This is a genomic window from Shumkonia mesophila (assembly GCF_026163695.1).
Classification (GTDB): domain Bacteria; phylum Pseudomonadota; class Alphaproteobacteria; order Rhodospirillales; family Shumkoniaceae; genus Shumkonia; species Shumkonia mesophila.
The window spans coordinates 237,262-257,303 of record NZ_JAOTID010000004.1 but is presented as its reverse complement, the minus strand read 5'-3'; the positions used below and the strand labels follow the sequence as shown (position 1 = coordinate 257,303).

Genomic DNA, 20,042 nt, shown 5'->3' with positions numbered 1-20,042 from the left:
GGATTCCGGGTTCGCGCGATGCGCGCCCCGGAATGACGATGAAGAAAGAGCGAGGGAAGGGGGCTGCACGCAACCTACGGCCGCCACAGCCCGAAGGGGACCACCTTGTTGGCGGTGTCGTGGCCGATGTCGGCGCGGCCCAGGTAGGGGATGCCGGCGCGGTCGCACCAGAAGCGGGCGACCTCTTCCTCGCCCTGGCCGAAGTCGGGATCGTTGGCCGGGATGCCGCCGCAGCGGCCGAGCCGGATGCCGGCCAGCCGCCCGATGGCCGGCGCGCTGGCGATCTGCCCGAGCGCCCGGTCGATGCGATACATCGGCTCGGCCACCTCTTCCAGCATCAGCACGTGATGGGCGAGGTCGGGAAGGTAGGGCGTACCGACGAGATGGGCGAGGATGGTGATGTTGAAGGCCGCCGTCGGCGTGCCTGGCGCCACGCTGGGCTCCAGCGCGCCCGCGTCGCCGTCGATCAGGAAGGCCAGTGCCCGGCGCACCGCCGCCTCGCCGCCGTCGCGGCCGAGGTCGGCCGGCATCGGCCCGTGAGCCACGCGGCCGATGCCGGCGCCATAAAGCGCCCCGAGCAGGGCGCCGGCGTCGCTGTAGCCCATGAAGATCTTGGCCTTGGCGGCGGCCGTCAGGCGGGGCAGCACCGTCTCGATGAGGCGGAACGCGCCATAGCCGCCGCGCCCCATCCACACCGCGTCGATCCCCTCGTCATTGGCGATTTCCAGGAAAGCCCGCGCCCGTGCGGCGTCGTTGCCGGCGAAATGGCCCGAAGTTTCGAAGCACTGCGGATGAAAGACGATGTCCGGCCGCCGGCCGGGGTCGGGGTACATCGCGGCGGCGAGCGCCAGCACCTTGTCGGGGATCTCGGGCGACAGACGGCCGCCCGGCGCCACGATGCCGATTTTCATCCGCGAAACCCGGGACAACGCTCGTCCCCTCCCATTCCCTGCTTGCCACGCGCGGCGCCCGGATTGTAGCTTCCGCCCATGCGCCGGGACAGGCTCTATTTCTTTTGCGGCATCGGCGGCAGCGGCATGCTGCCCCTGGCCCTCATCGTCCAGAGCCGCGGCCATGTCGTGGCCGGCTCGGACCGCGCGCTCGACCAGGGCCGCACGGCAGCCAAGTTCGACTTTTTGCGCGCGCGCGGCATCGCCCTCTATCCCCAGGACGGCAGCGGCCCGATCGGGCAAGACACCATCGTCGTCACCTCGGCCGCGGTGGAAGAAACCGTGCCCGACGTCCAGGCCGCGCGCCGGGAGGGTGCCGCCCTGATGACGCGGGCCGAGCTGCTGGCCGAACTCTTCAATTCGGCGCCGCTTTCCATCGGCATCGCCGGCACCAGCGGCAAGTCTACGACGACGGGAATGGTCGGCTGGCTGCTGCACCGGGCCGGGCGCCGGCCGACGGTGATGAACGGCGCCGTGATGCGCAATTTCGTCACCCCCGACCTGCCGTTCGCCAGCGCCCTGGTGGGGGACGGCGAGCCCTTCGTCGCCGAAGTGGACGAAAGCGACGGCTCCATCGCCCGCTATACGCCGAAGATCGCCGCCATCAACAACATCGCCCTCGACCACAAGTCGATGGAGGAACTGCGCCGGCTGTTTTCCGACTTCACCGCCAAGGCCGGCATGGCCGTGCTCAACCTCGACAACGACGAGACGGCCCGGCTGGCGGCCGACGTGCCGGCCTCCCGCCGGCTCACCTATTCGCTCGGCAACCCCGCCGCCGACCTGGTGGCCGCCGACATCCGGCCGGCCCCCGAGGGCATCGGCTTCACCGTGCGCGAGGCGGGCGGTTCGCCGGTGCCGGTGTCGCTTAAGGTGCCGGGCCGCCACAACGTCGCCAACGCGCTGGCCGCGCTGGCCACCGCCAAGGCCTGCGGCATGGCGCTTTCGGAGGCGGCGGCCGGGATGGCCGAGTTCGCCGGCATCCGCCGCAGGCTGGAAATCGTCGGACGGGCCGGCGGCGTCACCGTCATCGACGACTTCGGCCACAACCCCGACAAGATCGCCGCCACGCTCGAAACGCTGCACGAATTCCCCGGCCGGCTGCTGGTCCTCTTCCAGCCGCACGGCTTCGGGCCGCTCAGGCTGATGAAGGACGGCTTCATTTCCTGCTTCGCCGGGCATCTCAATCCCGGGGACGTGCTGATCATGCCCGACCCCGTCTATTACGGCGGCACGGTGGAACGGGCCGTGACCAGCACCGACATCGTCGAGGGCGTGAAGGCGCGCGGCCGCGACGCCCGTTTCTTTCCGGCCCGCCAAGCCTGCGGCGAGGAACTGCTGGCCCTGGCCCGGCCGGGCGATCGCATGGTCGTCATGGGGGCCAGGGACGACACCCTCGCCACCTTCGCCCAGGGCCTGCTCGCCCAACTCGCCCCGGCCGCCTGACCCTCTCCGCCCTAAAGGGGGGAGAGGGTGGCGCGAAGCGCCGGGTGAGGTGGGCCTTGCCGCCGCCGTGGAGTTCCCCACCTCTCCCCGGCCCTCTCCCCCCCAAGGGGGCGGAGAGGGGGAGACCATGCGGAGAGACAACCCCATCCCCTGTTGCCTTTGCGCCGCCGCTGTGGATTGATCGAAGCGCAACCGCCCAGGAGCCCGCCCATGTCGTTTGACCTGTGGATCGCCTTCGCCTCCGCCTCCGCCGTCATGCTGGCCATTCCCGGGCCGACGGTGCTGCTGGTTGTCTCCTACGCGCTGGGCCACGGCCGGCGGACCGCGCTGGCCACGGTGGCCGGCGTTGTGCTCGGCGACGGCGTGGCGATGACCGCCTCGCTGCTGGGCATGGGCGTGCTGCTGGCGGCTTCCGCCGCCCTCTTCACCGCGCTCAAGTGGGTGGGCGCGGCCTATCTGGTCTATCTTGGCGTCAGGCTGTGGCGGGCCCCGGTCGCCGACGGGGCGGCGGCGTCGACCCGACCGGCGGCGCGCCCGCTGCGTATGTTCGCCCACGCCTTCGCGGTGACCGCGACGAACCCCAAGAGCATCGTCTTTTACGTGGCCTTCCTGCCGCAGTTCGTGGATGCCGCCCGGCCGTTCGCCCCCCAGGTGGCGATCATGGGGGCGAGCCTGCTGGTGCTGGCGGGCTTGAACGCCACCGCCTACGCGCTCATGGCCTCGGCGGCCGGGGGCGCCGTCCGCAAGCCGTCGATCCGTCGCGCCGTCAACCGCGTCGGCGGCGGCTTCCTGATCGGCGCCGGCCTGCTGGCGGCGCTGTGGCGCAAGGGGACGGCTTAAGGGGCCGAAACAAGCACAATGATCGCCACAGAGACGAAGCCACTCAGTCGCGGTCAGGCGAGCGGCCGCTCAGGTAGCGCACGATGAGCGCGGTCAGTTCGGCCGCGACGGTTTCGGGCGGGGCGGTTATCCTGCGCTGGCGGGCGGCGACCAGCACGCCTCGCGTGGCGGCGGTGCAGACCACGGCGGCGAGCGCCGGGTCGGCGACGGCGACCTCCTTGGGGCGAGCCTCGATGACGCGGCGGATCTCGGCCTCGACGGTGCTGAGGATGGGGCCCACGAGTTCCTTCGGCGGCGGGCCGAAAGTCTCGAGCCCGGTCGGGAAGTCCTCCATGGCGATCCTCACCAGGATGGCGACCCGTTCGGCGATCAGCCCGGCCAGCGGGGCGTCGCCGCCGATGGCCGGAAGGGCGCCGAAGGCGGTGCTGACGACATCGGACAGCCGCTCCATCAGCGCGGTCACGATGGCCTCCCTGTTCGGGAAGTACTGATAGAGCGAGCCGACGCTGACCCCCGCCACCTCGGCGATGCGGTTGGTGGAAAGGGCGTCGGCTCCCTCCCTGAACAGAATGCGAGTGGCGGCCTCGACGATCACGTCCACCGTGTTGCGGGACCGCTCCTGGAGCGGGATTTTCCGGGGCCGGGCGGGGAGCTTGGCTTTGCGAGGGGGCATGGTCCGTATGCGAGTTGTGGCGGCGTCGCGCCGAAGACTATCTTTTCCACCATTGAGCGCAAGGAGAATGAACGAGATGCCCCATTACGTGAACCCGACCCCGATCCTGGCCGCCGTCCTGGCCGCCGCCACCCTCGGTTATGCTTTCCCCGCCGCCGCCGAGGACGGCGCACCCGCCGCCGCCGGTTCGGATTGGAAGGTTTCGGTGGGGCTGGGGACCGGATTCAAGCCGGATTACGAAGGGTCGGACGATTACGACGTCGACGTGATGCCGGATCTCAGCGTCAGCTACCGCGACCTGGTGTACTTCCGCCGCATGGAACTGGGCGCCAACGTGCTCACCGTGAAGGGGCCGCGCGAGGGCGACAGGCTGCAATTGGGCCCGCTGGTGCGCTTCGGGCCCGGCCGCGACCAGGACGACAACGAGGCGCTGCGCGGCCTGGGCGACGTCGATTACAGCATCGAGGCGGGGGCGTTCCTGCGCTACGGCGCCGGGCCGTGGTCGGCCGGGCTGACCCTCGCCCAGGACGTGGCCGACGGCCACGACGGCGCGCTGGCTGAGGCCTCCGTCGGCTATGGCTTGGCCATTGCCCCCGGCCTCAAGGCCAGCCTCACGGCGTCCACGACCTGGGCCAGCGACGACTATATGCAGAGCTTCTTCGGCATCTCGGCGGCCCAGGCGGCCCGCAGCGGGCGGGCCGCGTACGAGGCCGAAGCGGGCATCAAGAACGTCGGGCTGACGCTGGGCCTCGAATACGAGGTGATGAAGGACGTCGGCCTCGGCGGGCGCATCGGCTATTCCCGCCTGCTCGGCGATGCCGCCGACAGCCCGCTGGTCGATGGCGACGGCTCGGCCGACCAGGTCTCGGTGGGCGTGTCGCTCAGCTACCGGTTCTGAGTCTCGCGCTTCGTGCGCCCCGGAATAATAAGGATTCACCTCAGAGACACAGAGAAAAAAGATTCAACACCGAGATTTACGGAAAAAAAATGAAAGCGCTGTTGGCGCCAGCTCAAAATTCTATTTCTCTGTGTATTTCTCTGTGTTCTCTGTGGTTCAGTATTTTTTCTTTTTCTTCTCTGTGTCTCTGTGCCTCTGTGGTTGACCACCGCGGCTAATCCAAATCGCGCGGGCAGACGAAGGCGGTGAGGAGAGCCCGGCCCGACTTGATGTCGCGCCAGGCGGCGGCGTCGGTTTCCAGCACCGCCAAGGCCCCGGTCGGGAACTTGGCGGTCAGGCGCTCCAAGGCCACCGGGTCGCCGCCGTCGGCAAGCTTGCGGGCCAGGTCCTCCATGGCCGGGTTGTGGCCGACCAGCATGACCGAGGGGATGGCGTCGTCGACCTCCGAGAGGCGGCGCAGGAGGCCGCTGGCGTCGGCATGATAGAGGCCGTCCTCGAGGATGGGGACCGGCTTGCGGCCGAGGCCGGGAAGCACGCCGTCCAGGGTGTCGCGGGCCCGCCTCGCCGACGAGCACAGCACCAGGGCGGGTGCGATTCCCGCCTGGGCCAGGTAGTCGGCCATGGCCTTGGCGTCGGCCTCGCCGCGCTCGGAGAGCGGGCGGTCGATGTCGGCCAAGGGCGCGTCCTTGGCGGTCGACTTGGCGTGACGCAGCAGATAGATCGTCTTCATCTCCGCGGTCCTTTCGGGCCGGCGGCAGCGCTCACGAAGCGGCGCGCCTGGCGATCCCCTTCAGTTTGCGCTTGCGCAGGCGGTTGGCTTCGGTGTGGCGCTTTTCGGCGGCGGCGATCAGGGCCTGTTGGCAGCCGACGACGCGCTGGCGCGATTCGGGGCGCCGTTGCACATAGCCGCCGTCGGGCCGCATGTCCCAGGCGCTGCGCTGGTCGGCCAACTGCACGTCGAGGATGGCCTGCAGTTCGCGCTGATGGGCCGGCACCTCGATGGGGATCAGGATCTCGACCCGGCTTTTGAGGTTGCGCCGCATGAGGTCGGCCGAGCCGATGAAGAATTCCTCCGCGCCGCCGTTCCTGAAGTAGTAGATGCGGGCGTGCTCCAGGAAGCGGCCGACGATGGAAACCACGCTGATGTTTTCCGAAAGTCCCGGCACGCCGGGCACCAGCCGGCAGGTGTCGCGCACCAGAAGCTCGCACTTCACCCCGGCCTGCGAGGCCTTGTAGAGCGCCTGGACGATCTGCACGTCCTCCAGCGCGTTGGTCTTGAGGCGAATGAGCCCGCCGCCGCCTTGCGCCTGATGCACCGCGATCTCGCGGTGGATGCGATCGAGCAAGCCCTTCTTCATCATCTTCGGCGCCGTCAGGATGCGGCGGTACTGGCGGGCCGGCTTGCAGCCGGTGGTGAGATAATTGAACAGCTCGGTCAGGTCGTGCCCCGCGTTCTCCTCGGCCGTCAGCAGGCCCAAATCGGCGTAAACCCGCGCGTTGCCGGCGTGATAGTTGCCGGTGCCGATGTGGGCATAGCGCCGGAGGCCGTTGTAATCGCGGCGCACCACCAGGATGGCCTTGGCGTGGGTCTTGAGCCCCACCACGCCGTACGTCACATGGACGCCCACTTCTTCGAGCTGGCTGGCCCAGCGGATGTTGGCGGCCTCGTCGAAGCGGGCCTTGAGTTCGACCACCACCGCCACCTGCTTGCCGTTGCGCGCGGCGTCGGCCAGGTAGTCGATGATCGAGGTGCCGGCCGAGGTGCGATAGAGCGTCATCTTGATGGCCAGCACCTTGGGGTCGCGGCTGGCTTCGCGCATGAAGCGCTCGACCGAGGTCGAGAACGATTCGTAGGGGTGATGGAGCAGGATCGATCCGTTCTCGCGGATGATGTGGAAGATGTTGCGCGGCTCCTGGAGGAAGACGTTGTCGATGGGCCGGTGCACGGGATCGCGCAGTTCCGGGATGTCGAGCGTCGCCAGTTCCATCAGGTCGCGCAGGCCGATCATGACGTCGGACTCGGACACGTCCTTGTCCTCGTCGAGGCCCAGTTCGGCGGCCAGCATGCCCTTGTGCACCGGGTCGATGCCCTTCTGCGTCTGTAGCCTGACGATGGGGGCGAACTTGCGGTCGCGCAGTTCGGTCTCGATCAGGTCCAAAAGGTCGTCGGCGTGCTCCTCGTTCTTTTCGGTGTTGGCGTTCCTGATGACGCGGAAGATCTCGCAGCTCTCGATCTTGCGGTCCGGGAACAGGAGGTCGAGGTTGTGCGCCATCACCTCCTCGAGGGGCACGAACCGGGTGTCGTCGCCGATCCGCAGGAAGCGCGGCACGCCCGAGCCCACCGGCACCTTGACGCGGGCCATGATGGATTCGTTCTCGGCGTCCTGATGCAGCTTGGCCAGCAGGTTCAGGGACAGGTTGGAGAGGTGCGGGAAGGGGTGGGCCGGGTCCATGGCCAGCGGCGTCACCAGCGGGAAGATGTTCTTCAGATAGTATTCGCGCACCTGGCGGCGCTCGGTCCGCGTCAGCTTGTTGTAGCCGAGGATGCGGATGCCGTGGCGCCACAGGTCGTTGACCAGTTCGAGATAGATGGCGCGCTTCTCGACCTCGATCCTGGCGATCTCGGCCAGGCATTCGTCGATCTGCTGGTGCGGCGTGCGGCCGTCCATGGTGCGACGGTGCAGGCCGGCGCCCACCTGCTGCTTCAAGCCGCCGATCCGCTTCATGATGAACTCGTCGGTCGTCATGTCGGCGATGGCCAGGAACTTGACCCGCTCCAGCAGCGGCGTCCTCGGGTCGCGGGCCTCGTTGAGGACGCGGCGATTGAAGGTCAGCCACGTCAACTCGCGGTTCAAAAACAGCTTCGGCGAGCGCAGGTTGCGGGGAATGGCGAACTCCGCGGACGCCAGGTCGGGTCCGGTGCCGGGGACGGCGGCGGGGGTGTCGTCCAGCGGCAACGGCGGCGGCGCCTCCTCGGGCGCGGCGTCCTGCGGGTCGAGGACGGCGTCGTCGAACTCGTCGAGATCGTCGAGATCCATCACGTCGGCGGCTGCCGCCTTCGTGTTCGATGGCAGGCTCATCGGCTCCTCATCTTCCGGGGCAGGGCCGCCGGCTCCTCGTTGTCCCCGCGGGCACGGCCCAACGCTTCCTCGAGTTTGTCGCAATAGGTGGCGATCGTCTTGATCCGGGAGAACCGCTTGCTGTTGGCCTCGACCAGCGTCCACGGCGAAACGGAGGTGCTGGTGCGGGCGATCATGTCATTGACGGCCTGCTCGTAAAGATCCCACTTTTCGCGGTTGCGCCAGTCTTCGTCGGTCAGCTTCCACTGCTTATATGAGATCTTTTGCCGCCTTTTGAAGCGCCGAAGCTGTTCGTCCTTGGTGATGTGCATCCAGTATTTGACCAGAACAATGCCGTGTCCGACCAATTGTTCCTCGAAATCGTTAATTTCCGCATAACCGCGCATCCATTCGGCTTCGGTGGCGAAGCCCTCGATCCGCTCCACCAGCACGCGGCCGTACCAGCTGCGATCGAAGATGGTCTGGCGGCCGGCTCGGGACAGGTGGCGCCAGAAGCGCCACAGGTGGTGATGGGCCTTTTCCTCGTCGCTGGGAACCGCGATGGGGATGACCTGGGTGTTGCGGGCATCGAGCGCCGCGGTGATGCGCCGGATCGCGCCGCCTTTGCCGGCGGCGTCCCATCCCTCGAAGACCAGGATGGAGGAAACGCCGCGCTGGTGGGCCTCGCGCGACAGCCGGTTCAGCCGGCCCTGATAGGTTTCGAGCTTTTCGTCGTATTCCTTGCGGCTCAAGGCCTGGTTCATGTCGAGCTTCGAGAGGATCGACACGCTGGGCGCCAGCACGATGGTGTCCCTGCCGTTGGCGGCGGCCGGCTTTTTCTCCTTGCCGTTTCCCTTGCGGGGCGCTTTGTCGGGCTTGCGGGCCGAGGTTTCCTCCAGCGCGATTTCCGCCGCCACCCGCTGGGCCATCTCGAATTCCGCCATCCGCCGTTCGATTCCGTCCTTGATGAGCTTGCCCACCGTCAGGCTGCGATAGCGGAAATCGGCCCCTTCGACGATCTGCCACGGCGCCTGGCCGACGCTGGTGCGCATGATGGTGTGCTCGGCGGTGGCGATGAACTGGTCGTACATCCGCCAGTGGTCCCAGTCGGCCTTGGTGACCCGCCAGCGGGTCAACGGATCGGCTTCGAGCGCCTCGAATCGCTGTTTCTGTGCTTCGCGGCCGAGGTGCATCCAGAATTTCAGGATCAGCGCGCCGTCGTTGGCCAGCCCGCGTTCGAAGTTGACGATGCGATCGAGGTCGGCATCCAGCTCGGCGTCCGAGCGGCGGCCGTGTACGTGGTCCAGCACCGGCTGGGAATACCACGACGACAGGAAGCAGCCGATGACGCCGCGCGGCGGCAGGTCCCGCCAATAGCGCCAGAAGGCCGGCCGCTCCTTCTCCTCGTCGGAGGGCTCGCCATAGGCCCGCGTGATGATCCAGCGCGGGTCCATCCACTCGTTGACCAGGTTGGCGGTTTCGCTCTTGCCGGCGCCGTCGACCCCGGCGAAGACCAGCAGCACCGGGAAATTGGCATGGCGCAGCCGCTGCTGGACCTCCAGCAACTGGGTGCGCAGCAGCGGCACCTGCTCCTGGAAGGTGGCCTTGTCGATGGTATTGCCCAGTTCCGCCGCTTCGAACATGCCAGGTTCCTGGTTCAGCCGGTCCCGTCTCTTACATCGTCATCGGCAACTGCTTTTTCCCTGTCGTCATTTTTCCCTTCTTCCGTCATTCCCGCGAACGCGGGAATCCAGGGACCACAGGCTGCGGCGCTTCCGTCTGGATTCCGGGTTCGTCCTGCGGACGCCCCGGAATGACGGAATTAGAAACCTTTCCCCCCAAAAGGGGCGGAGAGGGAACGAATAACCTACCTTCCGCGCGCCTGATCGACGATGAACCGCAACAGCGGCTGCCACTCCGCGATCAGCGGCTCGAAGCGGCGGGCGGTCATATCGAAAACGCTCGTTCCCGCCGCCGCTGCCGCCGGGTACGCCTGGGTGTCGCGAAGACGGGTCACGACGTCGTGGCGCAGGGTGGCGAGGAACTCGTCCAGTTGCCCGGCCGCCGCCGTCCGCGCCCGCACGCGGTTGCCGACGACGGCGACCGCCCGCTTATTGTTGCGGATCGGCTTCAATTTGTCGAGAACCGCCAGGAACTTGCGGCTCGTCGCCTCGTCGAACGACGACGGCAGGACGGGCACGACGATGACGTTGGCTTCGGCGATCAGTTCGCGCACGTCGCGCCGCCGGATGGCGGCCGGGGCGTCGATGACCAGGCGCTCGATGGCGTCGGGCACGCCCGTCACCTCCTTGGTCCAGTCGAGCCCGGTGACGTCGGGCACGCCCGATGGCCGGCGGGCCACCCAGTGGCAGGCCGATTTCTGGCGGTCGCAGTCGGCCAAGGCGGTGACGAAGCCCATGTGGGCGAAGGCGGCGGCCAGGTTGGTGGCTATCGTCGTCTTGCCGCAGCCGCCTTTCGGATTGCACACCAGCACGCTCAGCATGGCGTCTCCTCGTCACGAGCGGTCAGCCAGAACGGCTTGCCGGCGAGCAGGTTTTCGACGTCGGCGCCCAGCGTCACGGCGGCCCCGGCGGCGGCATGGGTATGCCAGCCCAAAAGGATGGCCCCGGCCTGGCGGATCGCCGGCGCCGCCTCGCCGGCATCCTTCTCCAGCCGCTCGATCAGGGTGCGGGCCACCGTCACGTCGTTCATGTAGCCCAGGCCGTCCTGCAGCTTCTGGAGCGTCGAGATGAAGGCGCGCACCCGCTTGCGGCCGTAAAGCGAGCTGAAGAAGTCGGTGGCGTAGCGCAGCTTCTTGACCGCGATGCGCAGCCTGTGGCGTTCGGCGGCCGTGAGGGAGGCGAACCGCCGGCCCTTCTTGCGCACCTTCTTGAAGCGGGCCGACAACAGGGGGGTAGCCAGTCCGGTGATCGGCTGGAAAAGTTGGGACGCCGTTTCGCTGACCGGCTGGTTGCGCCAGGCCCGCGCCGCCATCCACGCCCCGACGTCGAGAAGCAGGCGGGTGAAGCGCCCGCTTTCGATGGCCTGGCGCGCGGCGGCGCGGGCCTGCCGGCGGCGGGTGGCAAGGCGGGCGGACAGGGCGGCGAAGGCCGGTTCGTCGGGGAAGGCGGCGGCGACCGGACCGACGATCTCGTCCTCGAAGACGTCGAGGTCGCGGGCATCGCCCAGGCTCTGGGTCAGCCAGCGCGTCTCCTCGTCGAGCCAGCGGTACTGGTCGGCGGGCAGGATCGGGCGGAAGACGCGCAGCGCCGAGCGCAGGCGGCGCAACGCGACGCGCATCTGGTGCACGCCCTCCGGGTGGTCGCCCAACCGCGTCGCCGGTTCGTTGTCGGTCAGGTGGTCGAGGCAATGGCCGAAAATGAGCGCGAGGGCCTCTTCGACGGACGCCTCGGCCGGCAGGTCGAGCGGCACGGCCTTGCGCCACGCCGGCGTTTCGCCCGCCGCCTGGCGCAGGAGCCGCGTTTCCAGGGCCTCGGTCGTCACCCGCAGCGGCACGTCGGCCAGGATAGCCCGGGCCAGGTCGAAGAGGCGGGACGGCGGACCGGCCTTCTGGGAAAGCTCCACCTCGCAGACCGGTTGGTCGGCCGCGCCGCCCGACGCCCGGCCGTTGCGGACGGCGAGCAGGATTTCCTGGCCGTCCTCGGGCACCAGGCGGCGGGTGGTGCGGCGAAAGTCGAGGCTGAGGATGGGTTCCAGGCGCATGCCCGGCAGCGGCGTGACCAGCCGGCGCAGGTCGGTGTCGGCGATGGCGGACGGATCGGGCTCGGCGGACGGCAGCGGGTTCTCCCAGGCGCGGTTGGCGCGCGCGCCGTCGATCGTCGCGCCCTCTGCTCGCACGACCTGGACATGGCGCCGTCCGGCCGACCGCACTTCCAGCGTGACCCCGGCCGACCCCAATTGGCGGTCCGCGGTGTCGAAAAAGACGCCGCCCGTCCGGCGGGTGGCCGGCCGGGCCGGGGACGGGCCGGCGACGGCGGGATGATGGAGCAGGCGGGCCGCGTCGTCGGGGCTGATTTCCAAGCGGAGGGTGGTCGGCTGCTCCATCGCGGGATCCTGGCGGGTCACGGCTGCTGCCTGCCGGAGGGCTTCCGGCCATGCCCGGTCTCGCGGCAAGAATGCCCGCGACAGGGTCGACATCCACCCCCAGGCCAAGTACACCATAGGGGGAATTTGCGACACGTGCAAAGGACGGAATGTGACGAAATCGCGTAAGGCGCGGGCCAAGGCGGCGGCCGCCGGGAAGGCGGGCGCGGCCGGGCGGATCGGGGTCATCGACATCGGCTCCAACACCATCCGCCTGGTCGTCTACGAGGTGCCGGCCCGGCTGCCGTTCCCCTTGTTCAACGAAAAGGCCCAGTGCGAGCTGGGGCGCGGGCTGAACGAGAGCGGGCGGCTCTACCCCAAGGGCGTCGAGGCGGCGTTCCGGGCCCTGGGGCGGTTCATTCCGCTGGCCCACGCCATGGGCGTGGAGCGCCTCGAACTGGTGGCGACGGCGGCAGTCCGCGAGGCCGCCGACGGGGCCAGGTTCGCAGCCGAGATCGAGCGGCGTTTCAGCCATCCGGTCGACGTCATTGACGGCGCCAAGGAGGCCCAGCTGGCGGCGCTGGGCGTGCTGAGCGGCGTTCCCGACGCCGACGGCATTCTGGGCGACCTGGGCGGCGGCAGCCTGGACCTGGTGGCGCTGGACAAGGGCTCCTTCGGGGCGACGGCGACGCTGCCGCTCGGCCACCTGCGCCTGTCGCAGGCGGGGGGCGGCCGCGGCAAGACGGCCGATCTGGTGGCTTCCCATCTGGAGACGGCGCCCTGGCTGAAGGAGGGGCGGGGAAGGGATCTTTACGCCGGCGGCGGCGCCTGGCGCAGCGTCGCGCGCGTCTTCCTTCACCAGCTCGATTGGCCGCTCCACGTCATCGACAATTTCGCGGTCGACGGCGCCGAGGCGGGGCGGCTGCTGGACGTCGTGGCGCACCAGAGCGCCGGTTCGGTCGGGCGCATGTCCTTCGTGTCGCGCCGCCGCCTGGAGGCCCTGCCGCTGGCTGCCCTGGTTTTGGAAAAGCTGATCGCCATGGTGCGGCCGGCCCGGCTGGTGTTCTCGGGGTTCGGCATGCGCGAGGGCCGCATGCTGGAGTGCCTGCCGAAAGACATGCGCCATCAGGACCCCTTGATCGCGGGATGCCTGGGGCACGCCGAACGCAACGGGCGGTTCAGCGCCCACGGCGAGGAGATTCTGGCTTGGATGGCGCCGCTTTTCGACGACGACTCGCCCCGCCACGCCCGGCTGCGCCTGGCCGCCTGCCTGGTCAGCGACATCGCCTGGAGCGTGCACCCCGATTACAGGCCGGAGAACGCCTTCCATCGCGTCCTGCGTCTGCCCTTCGCCGGACTGACCCACAACGACCGCGCCTGGCTGGCGCTGGCCATCTATGCGCGCTATGGCGGCATCGTCGGCGATCCGCTGGTCGCCCCCGTGCTTCCCCTGGTCGGCGAGGCGGCGCAGGCGGCGGCGGTGACGACCGGCCTTGCCCTTCTGCTTGCCCATACGTTGTCGGGCGGCGCGCCCGGCCTGCTGGGGCAGACGCGCCTCAGGCGCACAAAGGACGATCTCGTCCTCGCGCTGCCGAAGGACGACGCCATTTTCCAGAGCGAAGCCATCGAGCGCCGATTGGCGCAACTGGCCAAGACGGCGGGATTGAAGGCCAGGATCGCGACGGGGGATTAATCCCCGAAATCACTCCGGCTCGACGACGATGACGTCCAGGCGCTTGCCCCTGACCGCCAGGCCGATCTCGCCGTGGCACAGCTTCAGGGCGTCCTTGCCGAAGACTTCGCGGCGCCAGCCGCGCAGCGCCGGAACGTCCGCCTCCTCGCCGAAGGCGGCGATCAGGTCGAGATCGTCCGACGAGGCCACAAGCCTTTGCGCGGCGCCCGATTCCTCGGCCTTCATCTTCAGCAGCACCTTCAGAAGATCGGTCACCGGGCCGAGGCCGTTCGGCATGGCCGGCCGGTCGATGGGTTGCGGGCAGTCCTTTTCCGCCAAGGCCTTGCCGCGGGCCAGCGCCGCCAGCAGGGCGGCCCCGGCCGATCCCTCGGCCAGACGGCGGCCGACCCCCCGGGTCCGGGCCAGCTCGGCCGGCGTCGTCGGCATATGGTGGGCAATCTCGACCATGGATTCGTCGCGCAGCACGTGGCTGCGCGGCAGGTCCAGCCTTTGCGCCTCGAGTTCCCGCCAGGCGGCGATCTCGCGCAGCACGGCCAAATACCGCGGGCTGGCCGAACGCGTCTTGATGCGGCGGAACACCTCCTCGGGATTGGGGTCGTAGGTCTCGGGCGAGGTCAGCGTGACGATTTCCTCGGCCAGCCACTCGGCGCGGCCGTTCTGGGCCAGCTTCTTGCCCAGCTTCTCGTAAACCTTGCGCAGATAGGTGACGTCGTCCAGCGCATAGGCGATCTGGCGCTCGGTCAGCGGCCGGGCCGACCAGTCGGTGAACCGCGAGGCCTTGTCCAGATGCGCCCGCGTCAGCTTGGTGACCAGGGTCTCGTAGCCGGCGGCGTCGCCGAAGCCGCACACCATGGCGGCGATCTGGGTGTCGAAGATGGGCTCCGGCAGCTTGCCGGTCAGGTGGTAGAAGATTTCCAGGTCCTGGCGGCCGGCGTGAAAGACCTTGAGGAGCTGGCGATCGTCCATCAACGCGAACACCGGGGCCAGATCGATGCCGTCGGCCAGGGCGTCGATGGCCGCGGCCTCCTCGGCGCCGCCCAGCTGAACGACGCACAGCTTCGGCCAGTACGTCCGTTCGCGCATGAACTCGGTGTCGACGGTAACGAAGGGGGATTTGGCGATGCGCTCGCAGAAGGCGGCGAGCTCGCGGGTATCGGATATCAGGGTCATGAATCGGAGCTATACACGGTTTCTTGGCGCCGGCAAAGAGCGCGACGCGGCTGATGTCGAAATCTCAGCAAGGGGCTTTGCGGGAACCGCGCTGTTGGTGATGCCTTTGTTAAGAATTCATCCAATTGATAAATTGATCCCAAGTCACCGACGTCCCATTTGTACGACTGGTTTTGCCCTCACACCAAATTAGACCAGTTTTAGTTATGTAACAGTCGCCACGGAAGTTACCGTCATTATCACGGACTTCAAACTCAATACCATTAGTCTTGACGTCCATGTTGATGGTAAAGTCTTTAATGTTAACTTTCATGATACTCTCCCTATACTTAGGATAAACATACAGGAATTTGGAGGGTGGCGCTACGAAAGTTAATGCCACCTGATTTCAAGTTGGGCCTACCGTTAAGCGGTCACGACGCCGCCGGGTCTTGGGTCAGGGGCAGGGTGAAGCGGAAGGTCGTGCCGCGCCGTCGATTGATTCGGCGGCTAGGTTTCCGTCGTGGGCGGCGGCACGCGAGCAGCGTCCATCACCGCTCAACGCCGGCCTTCGAACAGGTCGCGCTCGCGGGCGAGGCCTTCGCCGACGAGATCGAAGAAGGCGCGCACGCGGGCCGTGGCCTTGAGGTCGGCATGTGTCACGATCCACAGTTCGCCCGCCAGTTCCGCCACCGGCTTTGGCAGCGCGCGGGCGAGGTCGGGGTCGCCATCGCCCAGATAGCACGGAAGAAGGGCGAGGCCGATGCCGGCTCTGGCGGCGCCAAGCTGGTTGACCAGGCTGTTCGTCCGATAGACGAAGGCCGCGTCCGTCGCGGCGCGGCCAAGCCAGTCGGCGGCCCCGATTCCCGTGGCCGCCTCCTCCCACCCGATCAGGGCATGGCGGCCAAGCTCGCCGGGGCCGGCGACGGGACCGCCGTGGGCCTCCAAATACGCGGGTGCGCCATAAAGGGTCCACGCTACGCGGGCCAGCTTGCGGCCCCACAGGTCGCCTTCCTTCGGCCGGATCGGCCTCAGCGCGATGTCGGCCTCGCGGCGCGAAAGGCTGAGCACGCGATTGTCGATGATGAGCTCGACCGCGATGCCGGGATGGGCCTGCCGGAAGAGGGCGAGGTGCCGCGTCAGCACGCGATAGGCCAGCGTTTCCGATGACGTGATCCTGAGGCGCCCGGAAAGCCGATGGTCGCCTCCGGCGATGTCGCGATCGAGTGCAAGGACCTCGTCCTCCATGCGCTCGGCCGCCGCCGCCATCCGCTGGCCGGCCGATGTCGGCGGATAGGTTCCCCCGGGCAGCCGTTCGAACAGGCGCACGCCAAGGTGGGCCTCAAGCGCGTTCAGCCGCCGGAAGGCGGTCGAATGATCGACGCCGAGTGCCTTCGCGGCGGCGGTCAGGCCGCCGGCCCGCCGGATGGCCAGAACCAGCCGCAGTTCGTTCCAATCGTCCATGACCCGTTTGTAGCACCTTTGGCGTTTGCAGTCATGCAAGCGCCGCTGGCGAAATCGCACATCGCATTGCGGTTGCGCTAAGCCAAACTTTTCTCCCACGACCGGGGCCCGATGCCCCGTCGCCCCTCTTCTCCATCGGAAAGGACATGACATGAAGCTCTACTACGCCACCGGCACCTGCTCGCTTTCGCCGCATATCGTGGCCAGCGAGGCGGGCATCGCGCTCGAGCTGGAGCGGGTCGATATCGGCCATACGCCCCCCGTCACCGAAACCGGCGCCGATTACAGCGCCATCAACCCCAATGGCTATGTGCCGGCGCTGCGGCTTGACGACGGTTCGGTCCTCACCGAGGGGGCAGCGATCGTGCAATACCTCGCCGACCTGAAGCCGGAGACCGGACTGGCGCCGCCGGCGGGGACGCCGGCCCGTCCTCGTCTGCAATCCTGGCTCAACTTCATCGCCACCGAACTGCACAAGATGTACAGCCCCTGGCTTTTCCACCCGGAATACGGTGAGCCGCTCCAGGCCGTCGCCCGCGAGAAGATCGGGCGGCGCCTGGCCTTTGTCGAGGCCCATCTCGCCACGTCCGGCCCCTTCCTGATGGGCGAGCGATTCACCGCCGCCGACGCCTATCTCTTCACCATCGTCGGCTGGTCGGGCTACGCCAAAGTCGATCTCTCGGCCTTTCCGCAGGTGCGCGGTTTCATGGATCGGGTTGCCGCCCGGCCGAAAGTGCATGACGCGGTGGCGGCCCATAGCCGAGCCTCTCGCCGCACTCTGCAGAATGCCTAGACCTCTCCACCCCCAACCCGAGGAGACCTGATCATGGGCGCTCCATCTCCCGAACTGTGCAACCTGTGGCTGGCCCGGGCCTTCAACGCCCAGGACGTCGAGGCGGCGTCGGCGATGTACCATCCCGACGCCTCCATCGTGCGGGTCGGCGATGTCCACCGCGAAACCACGGTTTCCCGCGGTGCCCAGGGCATTCGCGAGACCATGGCCGCCTACATCGGCATGAAGCCGCACATGGATGTCGTCACCCATCACACGACCGTTGCCGACGACTTTGCCATGACCCGCTCGCAATGGCTGATCACCGGTGTCGACAAGAACGGCAGGAGGGTCGAGGTGCATCACCACGGCATGGAGGTGCATCGCCGCCTGCCCGACGGCACTTGGGTCTTCTTCATGGATCACCCCTTCGGGGCGGACCCGAGTTGGGCCGTCGGCCGCCCGCCTCATACCGAATGAACGAGACGGCGAAGAGGCGGCGTCTTTCCCCGGGGGGCGCCCCTTCCCGTCACGCCGCCGCCGTCGCCGGGTGGTCGGCCAGGGGCAGGGTGAAGCGGAAGGTCGTGCCCACGCCGTCGGCCGATTCGGCGGTCAGGTTTCCGCCGTGGGCGGCGACGATCGAGCGGCAGATCGAAAGCCCGATCCCCATGCCGTCGGGCTTGGTGGTGACGAAGGGTTCGAACAGGTCGTCGCGTATCTCGGGCGGCAGGCCGGGGCCGGTGTCGGCCACCGTGACCTCGACCCGGCTGCCTGGGCGCACCGCGGTTCGGATGGCCAGTTTGCGCCCGTCGGGGGCGCAGCTTTCCATGGCTTCCATGGCGTTGCGGGCGAGGTTGATCACGACCTGCTGGATCTGGATGCCGTCGGCCAGCACGGGGGGAAGGGCGGGGCCGAGGTCCAGTTCCAAAAGGACCTGGTGGCGAAGCGTGTCGTCGTTGAACAGTTCGGTCGCTTCGCAAATCGTCTGGTTGAGGTCGATGGCGGTGGCCTGCGGGGCATTCTTCTGGACGAACCAGCGGATGCGCCGGATGACGTTGCCGGCCCGTTCGGCCTGCTCGGACAGCTTTTCGAGCGCCATCACCAGGCTTTCCATGTCGGGCGCCGGGCTTTTTTTCAGCACGCGCAGGGCGCCGCGCGCATAGTTGTTGATGGCCGCCAGCGGCTGGTTCAGTTCGTGGGCGAAGCCGGTGGCCATTTCGCCCATCGTGCTCAGGCGCGCCACGCGGGCCAGCCTGTCGCGCAGATCCGCGGCCTCCTTCTCGGCGCGGCGCTGTTCGGTGACGTCGATGCCGGCCGACAGGGTGCCGGTGACGGCGCCGGTTTCGCCGCGGGCATAGCTGGCGTGCCAGGCAATCAGGCGGCGGCGGCCGGACTTCGTCACCACCTCGTTCTCGAAATATTCGACCGGGGCGTGCCGGCCTTCGACGACGCCCAGGTAAACGGCACGGGACCGTTCGCGCGACTCCGCCGGAAGCAGCGCGTCGAACCAGTTCCGCCCGGCCAGTTCCGTCGGGCCGAATTCCAGAACCTCGCAGCCCTTGCCGTTGATGAGCGTGACCGCGCCGGTGGCATCGAGGGCCACGATGATGGTGCCGGCGATCGACAGGTATTGCTCGGCCCGCTCCTTTTCCATGCGGATGGCGGCGATCGCGCGGCGCCGCTCGGTGATGTCGACGCCGACGCAGACCACTCCCTTGATCTCGCCCTCCGGCCCGCAGGTCAGCACGTTGTCCCACGCGATGGTCCGGTGCTCGTCCCCCTTCGCCAGGATGTCGTTCTCGAAATGGGGGGGCATGGGGATGCGGCCTTCGACCACCGTGTGCTCGAACAACTGGCGCAGCACCGCGCGTTCGTCGGCCGGGATGAACATGTCCCACCACACCGCTCCCATGACGTCCGCCCGCTTGTGTCCGGTCAGGCGCAGCAGGAAATCGTTGCAGGCGATGACGCGTCCCCCGGTATCGAGGGTGACGAAGACCAACTCGGCGCTCTCGAAGAATTCGCGAAACAGGGCTTCGCTGCGGCGGGCGTTTTCCTCGGCCCGCTTCCAGTCGGTGATGTCGGCGTTGATGCCGCCGATGCCGGTAATGGCCCCGTCGGCGTCGAGGACCGGGAACTTGACCATGATCTGCCGGCGGACGGTGCCGTCCGGGTAGGTGGCCTCGAATTCCATCGTCACGTTCTTGCTGTTTTCGATCACCTCCCGGTCCTGTATGGCGACCCGTTCGGCGATCTTCGGGGACATGAAGCTGTCGGCCTTCTTTCCGATGATGCTGTCTTCGGCAAGGGCGAAGCGCCTGAGGAACTCGTCGTTGGCAAGGATATAGCGTCCTTGCGTATCCTTGAGGTAGATGCCGGCCGGCGAGTTGTCGATGATGGCTCGAAGGCGGGCTTCGCTTTGCTGGAGCGCGGTTTCCGCGTGCCGGCGCCCGGCCTCGTGCATCAGAAGAAGCCCCAGCACCACGACGCCTATCGGATGCGAGATGAGGACGGGCAGGGTGAAGGTCTTGAGCGCGATCGGCACCAGATCGGCGGGCAGAAGAAGGGTCCAGCCGAGGGTGGCGGCAACCAGGCTGAGGCCGAGCATCAGCAGATGCCGGACGCCGATGCGCTGGGCCTTCTCCTCCCACCGGCGGCCGATTATGGCGCCGATGCAGGCCACCGTCACGATCGCCCCGGTGCCGGCGATGATCCCGGCGCCGCCCAGATAGAGGCGGTATCCGGCGACGATGGCGCCGGCGATCAGGGCGGCGCCGGGGCCGCCGAACGGCCCCGCCAGCACCACCGGAACGACCCGGACGTCCAGCGCGGCCCCGGGCGCGATGGGAAAGGGAAAGAACATGACGGCGATGCCGATGGCGCCGAACACCGCGCCGTCGAAAGTCATCGCCAGGGTGGCGGATGCGATCTGCAGCTTGTTGCGAAAGACGATGGCGACGAAGGCCAGGACGAGCGCGACCGCAAGGCCATTGGCGAACTGCAGGAAAACGTCGAGGGGCTGGCTGATGGCGGTCATGGGGACAACATCGGCTC

Annotated in this window: 16 protein-coding genes; 6 read left to right on the top strand and 10 right to left on the bottom strand. The window is 68.0% G+C overall.

All coding sequences use genetic code 11. The features are described from left to right. Positions 1 to 74: 74 nt before the first annotated feature. A complete protein-coding gene (locus ODR01_RS09415; RefSeq protein WP_316977384.1) occupies positions 75 to 911 on the bottom strand; it encodes an LD-carboxypeptidase in 837 nt (278 codons plus the stop codon). Between the two features lie 78 nt (positions 912 to 989). Between ODR01_RS09415 and ODR01_RS09410 the strand changes: the two genes are divergently transcribed. After that, positions 990 to 2,396, top strand: coding sequence for a UDP-N-acetylmuramate--L-alanine ligase (locus ODR01_RS09410; RefSeq protein WP_316977383.1), 1,407 nt, complete (start codon positions 990 to 992; stop codon positions 2,394 to 2,396). A gap of 210 nt (positions 2,397 to 2,606) precedes the next feature. Then, positions 2,607 to 3,236 carry a LysE family translocator gene (locus ODR01_RS09405; RefSeq protein ID WP_316977382.1) on the top strand — a complete coding sequence of 210 codons (630 nt, stop codon included), beginning with the start codon at positions 2,607 to 2,609 and terminating at the stop codon, positions 3,234 to 3,236. Between the two features lie 43 nt (positions 3,237 to 3,279). On the opposite strand, the gene ODR01_RS09400 is transcribed toward ODR01_RS09405, so the two are convergent. Then, positions 3,280 to 3,909, bottom strand: coding sequence for a TetR/AcrR family transcriptional regulator (locus ODR01_RS09400; RefSeq protein WP_316977381.1), 630 nt, complete (start codon positions 3,907 to 3,909; stop codon positions 3,280 to 3,282). A 76-nt stretch (positions 3,910 to 3,985) separates the two neighbouring features. Here ODR01_RS09400 and ODR01_RS09395 point away from each other — a divergent pair, with 76 nt between their 5' ends. After that, complete coding sequence (locus ODR01_RS09395; protein ID WP_316977380.1) at positions 3,986 to 4,807, top strand: MipA/OmpV family protein; 822 nt, start codon at positions 3,986 to 3,988, stop codon at positions 4,805 to 4,807. A gap of 214 nt (positions 4,808 to 5,021) precedes the next feature. On the opposite strand, the gene ODR01_RS09390 is transcribed toward ODR01_RS09395, so the two are convergent. The 5 genes from ODR01_RS09390 to ODR01_RS09370 all read right to left on the bottom strand — a co-directional run bounded on the left by ODR01_RS09390 (position 5,022) and on the right by ODR01_RS09370 (position 11,952). Further along, positions 5,022 to 5,537, bottom strand: coding sequence for a SixA phosphatase family protein (locus ODR01_RS09390; protein WP_316977379.1), 516 nt, complete (start codon positions 5,535 to 5,537; stop codon positions 5,022 to 5,024). 31 nt (positions 5,538 to 5,568) lie between these two features. Further along, complete coding sequence (ppk1, locus tag ODR01_RS09385; RefSeq protein ID WP_316977378.1) at positions 5,569 to 7,887, bottom strand: polyphosphate kinase 1; 2,319 nt, start codon at positions 7,885 to 7,887, stop codon at positions 5,569 to 5,571. Continuing rightward, positions 7,884 to 9,509, bottom strand: coding sequence for a polyphosphate kinase (locus ODR01_RS09380; protein WP_316977377.1), 1,626 nt, complete (start codon positions 9,507 to 9,509; stop codon positions 7,884 to 7,886). The genes ppk1 and ODR01_RS09380 overlap by 4 nt, the downstream gene beginning before the upstream one ends. Positions 9,510 to 9,733: 224 nt before the next feature. Then, positions 9,734 to 10,369: a ParA family protein gene (locus tag ODR01_RS09375; protein ID WP_316977376.1), complete on the bottom strand. Its 636-nt coding sequence runs from the start codon at positions 10,367 to 10,369 to the stop codon at positions 9,734 to 9,736. After that, positions 10,363 to 11,952, bottom strand: coding sequence for a CYTH and CHAD domain-containing protein (locus tag ODR01_RS09370; RefSeq protein WP_316977375.1), 1,590 nt, complete (start codon positions 11,950 to 11,952; stop codon positions 10,363 to 10,365). The genes ODR01_RS09375 and ODR01_RS09370 overlap by 7 nt, the downstream gene beginning before the upstream one ends. A 130-nt stretch (positions 11,953 to 12,082) precedes the next feature. Between ODR01_RS09370 and ODR01_RS09365 the strand changes: the two genes are divergently transcribed. Then, the gene (locus ODR01_RS09365) at positions 12,083 to 13,603 is read left to right on the top strand and encodes a Ppx/GppA phosphatase family protein (RefSeq protein ID WP_316977374.1); all 1,521 of its coding nucleotides are present in this window, start codon (positions 12,083 to 12,085) and stop codon (positions 13,601 to 13,603) included. Positions 13,604 to 13,612: 9 nt separating this feature from the next. On the opposite strand, the gene rnd is transcribed toward ODR01_RS09365, so the two are convergent. Together rnd and ODR01_RS09355 are read right to left on the bottom strand one after the other, a co-directional pair. Next, a complete protein-coding gene (rnd, locus tag ODR01_RS09360) occupies positions 13,613 to 14,773 on the bottom strand; it encodes a ribonuclease D (RefSeq protein WP_316977373.1) in 1,161 nt (386 codons plus the stop codon). Positions 14,774 to 15,310: 537 nt separating this feature from the next. Continuing rightward, complete coding sequence (locus tag ODR01_RS09355; protein ID WP_316977372.1) at positions 15,311 to 16,216, bottom strand: LysR family transcriptional regulator; 906 nt, start codon at positions 16,214 to 16,216, stop codon at positions 15,311 to 15,313. Positions 16,217 to 16,367: 151 nt separating this feature from the next. Between ODR01_RS09355 and gstA the strand changes: the two genes are divergently transcribed. Continuing rightward, positions 16,368 to 17,009, top strand: coding sequence for a glutathione transferase GstA (gene gstA / locus ODR01_RS09350; protein ID WP_316977371.1), 642 nt, complete (start codon positions 16,368 to 16,370; stop codon positions 17,007 to 17,009). 33 nt (positions 17,010 to 17,042) lie between these two features. After that, on the top strand, positions 17,043 to 17,468 hold the full coding sequence (locus ODR01_RS09345) for a YybH family protein (RefSeq protein WP_316977370.1): 426 nt from the start codon (positions 17,043 to 17,045) through the stop codon (positions 17,466 to 17,468). Positions 17,469 to 17,517: 49 nt separating this feature from the next. Here ODR01_RS09345 and ODR01_RS09340 read toward each other — a convergent pair whose 3' ends face one another. Continuing rightward, positions 17,518 to 20,025, bottom strand: coding sequence for a PAS domain S-box protein (locus tag ODR01_RS09340; RefSeq protein WP_316977369.1), 2,508 nt, complete (start codon positions 20,023 to 20,025; stop codon positions 17,518 to 17,520). Positions 20,026 to 20,042 lie beyond the last annotated feature (17 nt).